The sequence below is a fragment of the uncultured Comamonas sp. genome, from assembly GCF_964277875.1.
In the GTDB taxonomy this organism is placed as follows: Bacteria; Pseudomonadota; Gammaproteobacteria; order Burkholderiales; family Burkholderiaceae_C; genus Comamonas; species Comamonas sediminis.
The window spans coordinates 92,974-106,752 of record NZ_CAXYJV010000050.1 but is presented as its reverse complement, the minus strand read 5'-3'; the positions used below and the strand labels follow the sequence as shown (position 1 = coordinate 106,752).

Here is a 13,779-nt window from a genome sequence, read left to right as displayed (position 1 = left end):
CTGGCCTGAACCTCGCTTTTCGACTGTTCGGAACACGCCATGACCTCTGCTGCAGACCTGCCTGCACCGACCTCCACTTCCCCGTTCTGGCCTGGGCGCGTGCCCCGGCGGTTGACGGTGCCGGCCACCTCGGTCTGGGACAACCTGGCCGTCAACGCCCGCCGCTATCCGGACCATGCCGCACTGGTGTTTTTTGACCAGTCCATCAGCTATGGCCAGATGTGCGAGCAGACCGAGCGCCTGGCCGCCCATTTGCACCAGCAGGGCGTGCGCAAGGGTGACCGGGTGATCCTGCTGATGCAGAACTGCCCGCAGCTGGTGCTGGCGCACTATGCCGTCCTGCGTGCCAATGCGGTGGTGGTGCCCGTCAACCCGATGAATACCGCCGCCGAGCTGGCCCACTACATCAGCGACGCCGATGCACGCGTGGCCATCACCACCGCCGATCTGGCGCCTGCACTGTGCGAGGCCAGCGCCAGTCTGCCACCTGCGCAGCAGCTGGTGCATATGCTCATCAGCCATCTGTCAGATACGATGCCCGCAGATGCCGCAGCGCAGCCGGATTTTCCACCGGGCTGGGTGCCCTGGTTGCTGGGCAACCCGCCTTTGCCAGCTGCGGACCGGCTGGGTGCGACCACCGTCAGCCGCTGGCGGGATGCGGTCCAATGCACTGCCGAGCCACCGGCGATCGCGGTGGCGGCGGGCGACATGGCCATCCTGCCCTATACCAGCGGTACCACAGGCCTGCCTAAGGGCTGCATCCATGCGCACAGCCATGTGCAGCATGCGGCGATGGCGGGCGTGCTCTGGGGCCGGCAAAGCACCGAGAGCGTGAACCTGGTGGTGGCGCCGATGTTCCATATCACCGGCATGGTCTCCATCATGCATGTGCTGGTCTGTGCCGGGGCCACCTTGGTGATCATGCCGCGCTGGGACCGGCAACTGGCGGCTGCACTGATGGCGCGCTACCGGGTAACGCACTGGGCCAATATCCCGACGATGGTGGTCGATCTGCTAGCCAGCCCGAACCTGGCGCAGATGGATACCCGCAGCCTGGTCTACATGGGCGGCGGAGGCGCGGCGATGCCGCAATCGGTGGCGCAAAGGGTCAAGGAGGTCTGGGGCCTGGACTATATCGAGGGCTATGGCATGACCGAGACCTGTGGTGCCTCCCACGCCAACCCCTATGAGCACCCCAAGCAGCAGTGCCTGGGGCTGCCGCATATCGGCATGCAGTCATTGGTGATCGACCCCGAAACCGCGCAGCCCATGGCCGACGGCGAGGTGGGAGAGATTGTGGTGCAGGGCCCGCAGGTGCTGCAGGGCTACTGGAAGCAGCCTGCGGCCACGGCCGCCAGCTTTGTCGAGGTGGCGGGTCAGCGCTTTTTCCGCACCGGTGACCTGGGTTACCGCGATGCCGATGGCTATTTCTTCCTGACCGATCGCTTGAAGCGCATGATCAACGCCAGCGGCTACAAGGTCTGGCCGGCCGAGGTCGAGAGCCTCATGTACCGCCACCCGGCGATCCTGGAGGCCTGCGTGATCTCCGCCCGCGATGACTACCGGGGCGAGACCGTCAAGGCCGTCGTGGTATTGCGGCCAGAGCAGCAGGGCATGGTCAGTACACAGGACATCATCGATTGGTGCCGCGAACACATGGCGGTGTACAAGGCGCCGCGCCTGGTGCAACTGGTGGACCAGCTGCCCAAGAGTGGCAGCGGCAAGGTGATGTGGCGCCTGTTGCAGGAAAAGGAGCGGTGACTGGCGGGCAGGCGGCCCGTCTGCGCATTGGAGGAATGCGCTACCACCAGCGCATCAGCTACAGCGCCCTGTGCCAGAAACCATCGCCATAGTGGAGCGCGAGCCAGGCGCAAACCGCTGCGCAGATGACGCACAGCAAGGCCCATGCCGTCCAGCTGGGTTCGGCATGAAAGCCGATGACAGCGGCAATGAACAAGCCCAGCAGGCTACCAAAAAAGAGGCGTACGTTGCGCTCGCTGCTGTCGCGGGGTGGGTCTTCATGCATGGCTTGGAGAGGCAGTGCCGGGCCTGGCAGTGTAGGCGGATGCAGTCTGCGCTGCCAAGCCTGACGTAGGGTGCAGGCTACACGCTGCCCGCCTTTTCAATCACCAAGATGCGTGCCTCGCCCTGCGGGTGGGCCACATGCTCGCAGCCCACGCCAGCGTGGAAGATATCGCCGGCCTGCAAAAGCGCTTGCTTTTCTTCGCCGGCCTCGCGCCAGTGCATCACCACCTGGCCCTGCATCACCGCAAAGACTTCCTCGCCGTCGTTGACATGCCAGATGTAGGGCTGGTCCGTCCAGTGCAAACGGACGCTGGTGCCGTCCATCTGGGCAATGTCCTGGGCGCCCCAGGGGCGTTCGGCAGTGAAGTCCTGGCTGCGGATGATGCGTTGCATGGTGTCTTCACGCCCTTTACGCGGTCGCGTTCAGCTCCTGGCTGATCGCCTCGATCTGCTCGGACAGTTCCAGCCAGCGCTCTTCGAGCTGCTCGATCTCGCCATTGACGGCGCTCAGCTGCTTGCCGGCGTCGACGATGTCCGCGCCCGACAGACCGGGGGTTGCCAGCTTGGTCTCCAGCGCATCGCGCTGGGTGTTGAGCTGGGGCAGCTTCTTGTCGATCTGTTCCAGCTCTTTCTTGAAGGGCTTGGTCTTGTCGGCCAGTTGCTGGCGGGCCAATGCAGCGAGGCGGCGCGCTTCCTTGGGGTCGCCCACGGGCTCGGCCTTGGCGGGGGCAGGCGCGGGGGCGGGCGCGGGTGCTACTGCCACCGGTGCGGCGACAGGCGCAGCCTGGGGTGCGGGTGCTGCATCCTTGCTGCGCGATTGCATATCGGCCTGGCGGGCCTCTTCGCGCAGGCGCTTGGATTCGTCCAGCAGGTAGCGCTGGTAGTCGTCCAGGTCGCCATCGAAGGGGCCGACCTGGCCCCGGCCGACCATCCAGAAGTCTTCGCAGACGGCGCGCAACAAATGGCGGTCATGGCTGACCAGCATGACGGTGCCGTCAAAGTCGTTCAGTGCCATCGCCAGCGCTTCACGGGTGGCCAGGTCCAGGTGGTTGGTTGGCTCATCGAGCAGCAGCAGGTTGGGGCGCTGCCAGACGATCATCGCCAGCACCAGACGGGCTTTTTCGCCACCGCTCATGCTGCCCACGGCCTGCTTGACCATGTCGCCGCTGAAATTGAAGGTGCCCAGGAAATTGCGCAGATCCTGCTCGCGGGCGCTGTTGCCTTCGCTGCCGATTTCCTTGGCCAGGCGGATCATGTGCTCCAGCGGGTTCTCGCTGGGGCGCAGCACGTCCAGCTCCTGCTGGGCAAAGTAGCCGATGTTGAGGCCCTTGCCCTCAGTCACGGTACCGGCCAGCGCCTTCATCTCGCGGGCAATGGTCTTGACCAGGGTCGATTTACCCTGGCCGTTGGCGCCCAGAATACCGATGCGCTGGCCTGCCAGCACCGAGCGGTTGACACCTTGCAGAATCGTGGTCTGCTTGCCGTCCTCGTCCTCGTAGCCAAAGGCGGCATCGGTGATGGCCAGCATCGGGTTGGGCAGGTTGGCCGGTTCCTTGAACTCGAAGGTGAACTCGGCCTCGGCCAGCACCGGCGCAATCTTTTCCATGCGGTCGAGCTGCTTGACCCGGCTTTGCGCCTGCTTGGCCTTGCTGGCCTTGGCCTTGAAGCGGTCAATGAACTTCTGCAGATGCGCCATCTTCTCTTGCTGCTTGGCAAAGCTGGCCTGCTGCAGCTCCAGCTGCTGGGCACGCAGCTCTTCGAAGCGGCTGTAGTTGCCGCCGTAGCGCGTCAGCTGCCCACCCTGGATCTGCAACGTGACATTGGTGATCGCATCGAGAAACTCGCGGTCGTGGCTGATGGTGATCAGGGTGCCGGGGTAGCGCTTGAGCCAGGCTTCGAGCCAGACGAGGGCGTCCAGGTCCAAGTGGTTGGTCGGCTCGTCGAGCAGCAGCAGATCGCTGGGGCACATCAGCGCGCGGGCCAGCTGCAGGCGCATGCGCCACCCGCCCGAGAAGCTGTTGACCGGGTGTTCCAGCTCCTGCACCTTGAAGCCCAGGCCCAGGATCAGCGCCTGTGCGCGGGGCACGGCATCGTGGGCACCGGCATCGGCCAGGTCGGCATAGGCCTGGGCCAGGGCCATGCCATCGCCAGAGGCCTCGGCAGCCTCCAGCTGGGCCTGCACTTCGACCAGACGGGTATCACCTTCCAGCACGAACTGGGTGGCTGATTCATCGGTTTCGGGCATGTGCTGGGCCACCTGGCCCATGCGCCACTGGGCGGGGATGTGGAAATCGCCACCGTCCTCCGTCAGCGAGCCGTTGAGCAGCGCAAACAACGTGGACTTGCCGGCGCCGTTGCGGCCGACCAGGCCCACCGATTCGCCCGGGTTGATGGTGGTGGTGACGCCGTCAAGCAGCACTTTGGTGCCGCGGCGCAGGGTGATATTTTTCAGCGTAATCATGAATGGCTCCGATTATCGCCGCCCTGGGCTTGGCCCAGGGGCTTGGAGGGCATAGTCGTTGGTGGGCCGGCCCTAGCGCTGGCGCTTGCAAAATGCGTGTAGGCCGCCGCCTCGACCTGTTGTCAGTGGAAATGGGAGTAGGAATCAGTCACATGCTCAGGCTATCCAAGCGGCTGCAGCAGGGCCATACTGCCATGTGCAAACGCCATATTTCAGCGATGGCAACCACAAGGACAGTGCTATGACGACAGCCTCTGAAATACATGGACGGTCCGCCGATGGCCACCAGGATGCAGGAGAGGCGGTTTCCGCCCGGCACCACTGGCGGCTGGCCGACATTGACTATGCGCATATCGACCATGCTGCGGTCGCGCAGGACGAGGACATGTTCTACCTGCTGATGAGCGCCTCCTTTGTCGAGACCGGCTCGGACACGTATGCGGCCAACCTCGGCGCGCACTACGCCCGCTACCCGGACATCCAGCACTGGCTGGAAGACCGCTGGGAGCATGAGGAACTGCAGCATGGCGAATCGCTGCGGCGCTATGTGGAGACCGTGTGGCCCAGTTTTGACTGGCAAAAAGCCTATGACAGCTTTTTTGCCGAGTATTCACTGCTGTGCACGCAGGAAGCGCTGCTGGAGGATCCGCGCCTGGAGATGGTGGCACGCTGCGTGGTGGAGACCGGCACTACCGCCTACTACCATACCCTGCGCTCGCTCAGCAACGAGCCGGTGCTCACGGGGCTGCTGGGCCATATCCGCAATGACGAGGTCGGGCACTTCAAGCATTTCCTGGCCTACTTCAAAAGCCTGCAGGCCCAAGAGCCCGTGGGCCGGTTGCGCATTGCCCAGGCGCTGTACAGCCGCCTGAAGGAATTGCGCGAGAGCGACTCGGACGTTGCGCTGCGCCATGTGTATGCCAACAAGGGCCAGCTGTTCAGCGACCGGCAGCGCAGCTTCGATGCGGTGGCCCAGCGCATCTACCACCTGATCAGCACCGGCCTGCCGGCCCAGCTGGCGGTGCAGATGCTGCTCAAGCCCATGCTGCTGCCGCCCAAGCTGGAATCCTGCCTGCACCGGCCGATCAGCCGGCTGGCCTGCCGAATGCTGGCTTACTAAGGGCCGCTAACACAACCCTTGATACATCGTTGCCTCGCCGGCCGCGCCAAGCCTTGTCGTACGTCTGTACTGCCTGCGGCTTGACACCTCGTCTCAATCGCAAACCTTCGGTTTGCTGGGTCGTGTTAGCGGCTCTAAGGCAAACCTGGATCCGATTAGAGCTGCGTGGGTTGCTCCTGCGACCAGTGCATCAGCGCCTCGCGGGTCAGCAGCAGCACCTGGTCGTCGCCGGCGCTGGTGTCCATCCAGAACACCGGCAGGCCGGGAAAGGCGGCCTCGAAAAAAGCACGCTCGTTGCCGATCTCGAGCACCAGCACACCGTCTTCGCTCAGGCGCTGGGGCAGCTCCAGAATCAGGCCGCGCACAAAGTCCATGCCATCCTCGCCACCGGCCAGCGCCAGCACAGGCTCGGCCTGGTATTCCAGCGGCAGGCTCGCCATGCTCTGGGCATTGACATAGGGCGGGTTGCAGAGGATCAGATCCCAGGGGCCGTGTGCGTTGGCCATGCCGTCCGACTGCACCAGCTGCACACGCTCCTGCAGGCCATGCTGGTCCACGTTGATGCGGGCCACGGCCAGCGCATCGGCCGACAGGTCGGCGCCGGTGACCTGCACATCGGGGTAGGCCATGGCCGCCAGGCAGGCCAGGCTGCCATTGCCGGTGCACAGGTCCAGCACCAGGCGGGTCTTGTCGCTCAGCCAGTCGTCAATGCTGCCATCGGCCAGCAGCTCGGCGATCAGGCTGCGCGGCACGATGGAGCGCTCGTCGATGTAGAAGGGCACGCCCTGCAGCCAGGCCTGCTGGGTCAGGTAGGCGGCGGGCTTGCGGCTGCGGATGCGCTCGGCCACCAGTTGTTCGAGCTTGACGCGCTGTTCATCGCTGACCGCCTGGTTCGCGACCGAGTCGGCGCCATCCGGGCTGGTGTCGCTGTCCACCGGCAGGCCCAGCGACCAGAGCACCAGCCAGCTGGCTTCGTCTTCCGCATTGGTGGTGCCATGGCCAAAATGCACACCAGCAGTGCGCAGTGCATCTGCGCTGTCATCAATCAGGGTGCGGATGGTGGTCATGGCTCAACTCAGGCAAAAATCAAAGACCGCCATTGTAGGCTTGATGACAGCCGCAAGGCGCCACGGCTATCCGACTGCTGGCTTAGCGTGCCAGGTTTTCCAGAATGCGGCGGTAGATGTTTTTCAGCGGCTCGATATCGGCCACGGCCACGCACTCGTCGATCTTGTGGATGGTGGCGTTCGACGGGCCGATCTCGATGACTTCCGGGCAGATGTCGGCGACAAAACGGCCATCGCTGGTGCCGCCGGTGGTCGAGAGGGCGGTTTCCAGACCCACCTCGTCGCGGATGGCCTGCTGCACGGCAGTCACCAGCACGCCTGGTGTGGTCAGAAAGGGCTTGCCGCCCAGCGTCCATTTGAGGTCGTACTCGAGCGCATGGCGCTCCAGGGTGGATTTGACACGGGCCTTGAGGTTCTCGGCCGTCGATTCGGTGCTGAAGCGGAAGTTGAAGTCCACCACCATCTGGCCCGGGATCACATTGCCAGCACCCGTGCCTGCATGGATATTGCTCATCTGGAAGCTGGTGGGCGGAAAGAAGGCATTGCCTTCGTCCCACACCGTGGCGGCCAGCTCGCCCAGCGCGCCCAGGCCCTGGTGGATGGGGTTGCGGGCCAGCTGCGGGTAGGCGATATGGCCTTGCACGCCATGGATGGTGAGCTTGCCGGTCAGGCTGCCGCGCCGGCCGTTCTTGACCATGTCCCCCAGCTTCTGCACCGCAGTGGGTTCGCCCACCAGGCAGTAGTCCAGCACCTGGCCGCGCTGGCGCAGCTGCTCGACGACCACCGCCGTGCCATCCACGCTCGGGCCTTCTTCGTCGCTGGTCAGCAGCAGCGCAATATCCAGCGGCGCTGCAGCGTTCTGGGCGACAAACTCCTCGGCGGCCACGACAAAGGCGGCGATCGAGGTTTTCATGTCGCTGGCGCCACGGCCGTAGAGCTTGCCATCGCGGTGCGAGGGGGTGAAGGGGTGCGAGTTCCACTGTTCCAGCGGACCGGTGGGCACCACATCGGTATGGCCGACAAAGACCACGGTCTTGGCGCCCGCCACGCCGCTGCGGCGCAGCGCCCAGAGGTTGCTCACCCGAAAGCTGTCGGGGCCGCTGTCCATGCGCTCGCAGGCAAAACCCAGCGGTTGGAGCAGGTCGGAAATCATTTCCAGACAGCCCTCGTCGTTGGGCGTCACGGAGGGACGGGCGATCAGTTGCTCGGTCAGTTGCAGGGTGCGGGACATGGCGTCAAAAGGGTGGGGCGGAGAGGTCAACAACAATGCGGCCCGCAGGCCGCATTCAAGGCGTATTGCCACGGGGGCGTGGTGCAGGGCAACGGCCGCTATCTTACTCTTGGTTCACGTCGAGCACGATTTCCGTGAACGAGGCCGCGTCGTCCAGCTCGGGCTTGGCGGCCACCTGGGCCTTGGCCGCATTGGCCGCCATCTGGAAGTCGTTTTGCAGGCGCCACATCAGGTTGGTGGGCGAGTCGGAATTGGCCAGGCCTTCCTCGCGGCTGATCTTGCCACTGTGGATGAGCGCGGCCAGCGCGCCTTCAAAGGTGACCGAGCCTTCGGCCATGGACTTTTCCATCGCCTCGCGCACGGCCGAGAAGTTGCCTTGCTCGATCATCTCGCCCACCAGCTTGGTGTTGAGCATCACCTCGATGGCCGCGGTGCGCTTGCCGGTGACGGTCTTGACCAGCCGCTGCGACACGACGGCGCGCAGCGCCGATGCGAGGTCGCCCAGCATCGTGGGCCGGACTTCGACAGGGTAGAAGCTCAGGATCCGGTTGAGCGCGTGGTAGCTGTTGTTGCCGTGCAAGGTGGCCAGGCACAGGTGGCCCGATTGCGCATAGGCAATGGCGGCCGACATGGTTTCGCGGTCACGGATTTCGCCGATCATGATCACGTCAGGCGCCTGGCGCAGTGCATTCTTCAGCGCGGTTTGCAAAGAGGCGGTATCGCTGCCCACTTCACGCTGGTTGATGATGGAGCGGCGGTTGGAGAACTGGTACTCGATCGGGTCTTCCACCGTCAGGATGTGGCCGCTTTGCTGGCCATTGCGGTGGTCGATCATCGCCGCCAGCGAGGTGCTCTTGCCCGAGCCGGTGGCACCGACAAACAGCACCAGGCCGCGCCGGGCCATGATGAGTTCCTGGAAGATCTCGGGCAGCTCGAGCTGCTCCAGGCTCGGAATGTCCTGCGGCACATAGCGGATGACGACGGCGCAGCTGCCGCGCTGGTGCATCGCGCTGACCCGGAAGCGGCCCACGCCTTCGAGTGGCACACCGATGTTGAGCTCACCGGTTTCGTCGAGCTCTTCAATGCGCTCGGGCGGTACGATCTCGGCCAGCAAGGTGCGTGGCGCATCGGGCGTCAAGGTCTGGTTGTTGAGGGGAATGCACTCGCCCTGGATCTTGACCAGCGCGGGCGCATTGGCTGACAGATAGACATCCGAGGCTTTGTTGTCCGCCATCAGGCGCAAGATTCGCTCCATGGTTCCCATGTCAGATCCCTCCAGTGATTTGTGCTTAGAACGTGTTTACAAATTCACTCCAGTCCGCAGGGACCGTGGCGTTGAAATGCCCGGCCAGGTGCCGCCCGAGCGTGTCCCATCCCGCAAAACTGCTGTCGCGGCGCGAGGACATCGTAAACACGATCTTGGATTGTAGGCTTAGCCAGGCGCTGAATAAACGATGTTGCATCCTCGCCGCAGCCTGGCGGGGCGCAAAGCGGCGACAAAAAAGCCCTGCAGCGCAAAGCTTGCAGGGCTGGTTGATCGCCTCGGCGGCAGATCAGTCGCGCAGCAGGTCGTTGATGCTGGTCTTGGCGCGGGTCTCGGGCGTCACTTGCTTGACGATCACCGCGCAGTACAGGCTGTGGCTGCCGTCCTTGGCAGGCATGGAGCCGCTCACCACGACCGAGCCTGAAGGCACGCGGCCGTAGCTGACTTCGCCGGTCATGCGGTTGTAGATCTTCGTGGACTGGCTGATGTACACGCCCATCGAGATGACGGAGTTTTCTTCGACGATCACGCCTTCAACGATTTCGGAGCGGGCGCCGATGAAGCAGTTGTCTTCAATGATGGTGGGGTTGGCTTGCAGGGGTTCGAGCACGCCGCCCAGGCCCACACCGCCCGACAGGTGAACGTTCTTGCCCACTTGTGCGCACGAGCCCACGGTGGCCCAGGTGTCGACCATCGTGCCTTCGCCCACATAGGCGCCGATGTTCACGTAGGAAGGCATCAGGATGGCGCCCTTGGCCACAAAGCTGCCGCGGCGTGCCACGGCAGGCGGCACCACGCGCACGCCGGTGGCGGCGATGTCGGCTTCGGACATGCCGGCGTACTTGGTCGGCACCTTGTCGTAGAAGTTCAGGTCGCCGGCCTGCACCAGCGCGTTGTCCTTGAGGCGGAACGACAGCAGCACGGCCTTCTTGATCCACTGGTGCACGGTCCATTGGCCCACGCCTTCACGGGTGGCCACGCGCAGCTCGCCCTTGTCCAGGGCGTTGATGACATGGTCGACTGCATCGACGATTTCTTTGGGTGCCGAGGCAGGCGAGAGCGTCGTGCGGGCTTCCCAGGCGGATTCGATGATGGTTTGCAGTTGTTGCGTCATGGTTTAGGCTTTTTTCCAGGATTGAATGAATTGGGCAATGCGCTGGGCGGCTTCCAGGCATTCGGCGGTCTGGGCGACCAGGGCCATGCGGATGCGGCCAGCGCCAGGATTGCTGCCATTGAAGTCACGGGCCAGATAGCTGCCTGGCAGAACCGTGACATTGTATTGGGCATAGAGTTCGCGCGCGAACTCGGTGTCTGACAAGCCCATATGCGCGGGCACGCCGGCCCAGAGGTAGAAGCTGGCATCGGGCAGTTGCACGTCCATCACTGCTGACAGCACCGGCGTGACTTCGGCAAATTTGCGGCGGTACTGCTCGCGGTTGTCCTCGACATGGCGCTCGTCGCCCCAGGCCGCAATGCTGGCCGCCTGCACCGGCGGGCTCATCGCGCCGCCCTGGTAGGTGCGGTAGAGCGTGAAGGCCTTGATCAACTCGGCGTCACCGGCGACAAAACCGCTGCGCAGGCCCGGCACATTGCTGCGCTTGGACAGACTGGTGAAAGAGACCAGGCGGCGGAAATCGCTGCGGCCCAGCTGCGCTGCCGCCTGCATGCCGCCCAGCGGTGGCTCGTCGCGGAAGTAGATTTCGCTGTAGCACTCGTCCGAGGCAATGACAAAGCCATAGCGGTCGGAGAGTTCAAACAGCTTTTTCCACTCGTCGAGCGGCATCACGGCGCCGGTGGGGTTGCCTGGCGAGCAGACAAAGATCAGCTGGGTGCGCTGCCAGATGTCCTCGGGCACGCTGGCCCAGTCCACCGCAAAGTTCTTGCTGGCGATACTGGGCACGTAATAGGGCGTGGCGCCTGCAAGCAGGGCCGCGCCTTCGTAGATTTGGTAGAAGGGGTTGGGGCAGAGCACGACCGGGTCGGGCTTGCTGCTGTCCACCACCGTTTGCGTGAAGGCAAACAGCGCCTCACGGCTGCCATTGACCGGCAGGGTGTGCTTTTGCCCATCGACCTGCAGGCCGTAGCGGGTCGATAGCCATTTGGCAAAAGCCTCGCGCAGTGCCGGCGTGCCAGCGGTGGCAGGGTAGACCGACAGGCCGGCCAGGTTGTCCGAGAGCGCTTGCTCAATGAAGGCGGGGGTGGGGTGGCGGGGCTCACCGATACCCAGGCTGATGGGCGACTTGTCTGCGGACGGTGTCACACCGGCAAACAACTGGCGCAGGCGCTCAAACGGGTAGGGCTGCAGTTTCTGGAGCAAGGGGTTCATAAGCCAGCCATTATGGTGCAGAGGCGCTCGTTTTTTTTGCGCCGTTCTGTCATGCCCGGTAGGGGCTTGGCGGCCTTTGCCAGGCCTCCAGCGCCTTGCAGCCATTAAGACGAGGGCTTGCCGCCTTGTTGCTGCTTGGCTTTGGCCAAAATGGCGGCCAGGATTGCCTTTTTGTCGGCTGCGGCTGGCGCTGCGAGGTTGGCCTTGCTGGCCGCGTTATTTTGCGCTGCCGCCGCACTGACGGCAGCCGCCTGAGCCGCTTGGGCACTTAGCCCTGCAGGGGCAGCGCGCGGCGCGCTGGTTGCGCTGGCCGCTGGGGCGGATGCCTGCGGGCGGTAGGCGCCGTCCAGGCGCTGCTGGTGCCTGTGGTAGCGCAGCCGGGCCTCGTCGGCCTGCGCCGGGCTCCAGGCGGCCCAGCCGGTGGCATCACCGCTGGCATTGTCCAGCTCGATGCAATCCACCGGGCAAACCGGCAGGCAGAGCTCGCAGCCGGTGCAGGCCTCGGGAATCACGGTGTGCATGCGCTTGTTCGCGCCCAGGATGGCATCGGTCGGGCAGGCTTTGATGCACAAGGTGCAGCCGATGCACCAGTTCTCATCGATCCTGGCGATGACGCGCACGGATTCCAGCCCGTTGTCGGGGTTCAGCGGCAGCGCGGCCTGGCCGGTGATGGCCGCCAGGCGTACCACGCCTTCCTGGCCGCCGGGCGGGCATTGGTTGATCGGCGCCTGGCCCTGAGCAATGGCCTGGGCATAGTGGTGGCAGTCGGGGTAGCCGCAGCGCGTGCACTGGGTCTGCGGCAGGGCCGCATCAATGGCGCCAATGAAAACAGCCAGCGCAGAGGCTGGCTGGTGGCTTGTTTTGAGAAAGTCGGTCACACCGTGTGCAAGGTATTTTGCTTGGAAGTCGCCGATTTTACGTTGCCTGGGCGCTCCTCGACACGGTTGTTGGCGAGGATGAAGTCCTTGAGCATCGGGTAGACCATGGTGCGCCAGCGCTTGCCGCTGAAGATGCCGTAGTGGCCCGCGCCCTTGACCTCGAAGTGACGGGTGTCGACCGCCTTGAGGCCGGTACACAGATCATGCGCCGCCTGGGTCTGGCCGGAGCCGGAGATGTCATCGAGCTCGCCTTCGACCGTCAGCAGCGCGCTGTGGCGGATGTCCTGCGGCTTGACCAGCTCCAGGTTGCCTTCGGGGGAGCGCACCTCCCAGGTGCCCTTGACCAGTGCAAAGTCCTGGAACACGGTCTTGATGGTTTCCAGGTAGTAGGCCGCATCCATGTCAAGCACGGCGTTGTACTCGTCGTAGAACTTGCGGTGGTGCTCGGCGCTGTCTTCGTTGCCCTTGAGCAGGTCCTTGAAGTAGTCGTAGTGGCTCATCGCATGGCGGTCGGGGTTCATGCTGACAAAGCCCATGTGCTGCAGGAAGCCGGGGTAGACCAGGCGGCCGGCACCCGGGAAGTTGCCTGGCACCGGATGGATCACATTCGACTCGAACCACTGCAGGTCGTGCGTGGTGGCCAGGTTGTTCACCGTGGTGGGCGATTTGCGGGCATCGATGGGGCCGCCCATCATCGTCATCGACAGCGGTGTCTTCTCGCCACGGCTGGCCATCAGCGACACGGCAGCGAGCACCGGCACCGTGGGTTGGCAGACGCTCACCACATGGCAGTTGCCATAGATACCCTGGATGTGGCGGATGAACTCCTGCACATAGTTCACATAGTCATCAAGGTGGAAGATGCCTTCGCTTTGCGGCACCAGGCGCGCATTGGTCCAGTCGGTGATGTAGACCTTGTGGTCCGCCAGCATGGTGCGCACGGTCTCGCGCAGCAAGGTGGCGTAATGGCCCGACAACGGTGCCACAACCAGTACCACGGGCTGCTGCTTCATCGCCGCCAGGCTGGTCTGGTCATCGGAGAAGCGCTTGAAACGGCGCAGCTCGCAAAAGGGCTTGGTCAGCTCGACGCGCTCGTGGATCGCGATCTCATGGCCATTGGCCTCGACAGTGTTGATGCCGAAAGCGGGCTTCTCATAGTCCTTGCCGAGCCGGTAGAACAGGTCAAAGCCCGCCGAGGCGCGCTGGGCCGTGTTGGTCTGGCTGATCGGCCACAGCGGATTGCTCAGCATCTTCGATGTGGCGTGGGCGTATTCTGCGAAGGGCTCCATCAGGGCCCGCTGGGTTTCATACAGTTGGTACAGCATCAAAACTCCGTGGATGTTGCGTTGCAATATAGCAGTAGCCTGTGTCAAAAAGCACGGTCGTGCATGCTCGTAAACACGGGGA

12 protein-coding genes are annotated in these 13,779 nt (G+C 64.1%); 2 read left to right on the top strand and 10 right to left on the bottom strand.

Annotated elements, in window-relative coordinates:
* The first annotated feature begins 39 nt into the window (after window positions 1-39).
* A complete protein-coding gene (locus ACHWUQ_RS21435) occupies window positions 40-1,761 on the top strand; it encodes a long-chain-fatty-acid--CoA ligase (protein ID WP_394682395.1) in 1,722 nt (573 codons plus the stop codon).
* A gap of 58 nt (window positions 1,762-1,819) precedes the next feature.
* Here the strand turns inward: ACHWUQ_RS21435 and ACHWUQ_RS21430 are convergent, their stop codons facing one another.
* The 3 genes from ACHWUQ_RS21430 to ACHWUQ_RS21420 form a co-directional block, all read right to left on the bottom strand.
* Entirely contained in the window at window positions 1,820-2,026 is a 207-nt protein-coding gene (locus ACHWUQ_RS21430; protein ID WP_394682394.1) for a hypothetical protein, read from the bottom strand.
* Window positions 2,027-2,103: 77 nt separating this feature from the next.
* Window positions 2,104-2,418 carry a cupin gene (locus tag ACHWUQ_RS21425; protein WP_312836285.1) on the bottom strand — a complete coding sequence of 105 codons (315 nt, stop codon included), beginning with the start codon at window positions 2,416-2,418 and terminating at the stop codon, window positions 2,104-2,106.
* 16 nt (window positions 2,419-2,434) lie between these two features.
* Window positions 2,435-4,486, bottom strand: a complete 2,052-nt coding sequence (locus ACHWUQ_RS21420; RefSeq protein WP_312451392.1) for an ATP-binding cassette domain-containing protein — start codon at window positions 4,484-4,486, stop codon at window positions 2,435-2,437.
* 241 nt (window positions 4,487-4,727) lie between these two features.
* Here ACHWUQ_RS21420 and ACHWUQ_RS21415 point away from each other — a divergent pair, with 241 nt between their 5' ends.
* Entirely contained in the window at window positions 4,728-5,606 is an 879-nt protein-coding gene (locus ACHWUQ_RS21415) for a ferritin-like domain-containing protein (protein WP_373448988.1), read from the top strand.
* Window positions 5,607-5,761: 155 nt separating this feature from the next.
* On the opposite strand, the gene prmB is transcribed toward ACHWUQ_RS21415, so the two are convergent.
* The 7 genes from prmB to ACHWUQ_RS21380 form a co-directional block, all read right to left on the bottom strand.
* Complete coding sequence (gene prmB, locus ACHWUQ_RS21410) at window positions 5,762-6,673, bottom strand: 50S ribosomal protein L3 N(5)-glutamine methyltransferase (protein ID WP_394682393.1); 912 nt, start codon at window positions 6,671-6,673, stop codon at window positions 5,762-5,764.
* Between the two features lie 82 nt (window positions 6,674-6,755).
* A complete protein-coding gene (dapE, locus tag ACHWUQ_RS21405; RefSeq protein ID WP_239812167.1) occupies window positions 6,756-7,904 on the bottom strand; it encodes a succinyl-diaminopimelate desuccinylase in 1,149 nt (382 codons plus the stop codon).
* 103 nt (window positions 7,905-8,007) lie between these two features.
* A complete protein-coding gene (locus tag ACHWUQ_RS21400) occupies window positions 8,008-9,168 on the bottom strand; it encodes a PilT/PilU family type 4a pilus ATPase (protein ID WP_230778243.1) in 1,161 nt (386 codons plus the stop codon).
* A gap of 289 nt (window positions 9,169-9,457) precedes the next feature.
* Window positions 9,458-10,282 carry a 2,3,4,5-tetrahydropyridine-2,6-dicarboxylate N-succinyltransferase gene (dapD, locus tag ACHWUQ_RS21395; protein WP_312409189.1) on the bottom strand — a complete coding sequence of 275 codons (825 nt, stop codon included), beginning with the start codon at window positions 10,280-10,282 and terminating at the stop codon, window positions 9,458-9,460.
* A gap of 3 nt (window positions 10,283-10,285) precedes the next feature.
* On the bottom strand, window positions 10,286-11,494 hold the full coding sequence (gene dapC, locus ACHWUQ_RS21390) for a succinyldiaminopimelate transaminase (protein WP_394682392.1): 1,209 nt from the start codon (window positions 11,492-11,494) through the stop codon (window positions 10,286-10,288).
* A 104-nt stretch (window positions 11,495-11,598) separates the two neighbouring features.
* A complete protein-coding gene (locus tag ACHWUQ_RS21385; RefSeq protein WP_394682391.1) occupies window positions 11,599-12,372 on the bottom strand; it encodes an RnfABCDGE type electron transport complex subunit B in 774 nt (257 codons plus the stop codon).
* On the bottom strand, window positions 12,369-13,697 hold the full coding sequence (locus tag ACHWUQ_RS21380; RefSeq protein WP_312409188.1) for a polyhydroxyalkanoate depolymerase: 1,329 nt from the start codon (window positions 13,695-13,697) through the stop codon (window positions 12,369-12,371). Before ACHWUQ_RS21380 ends, ACHWUQ_RS21385 begins: the two co-directional genes overlap by 4 nt.
* Window positions 13,698-13,779: the final 82 nt, after the last annotated feature.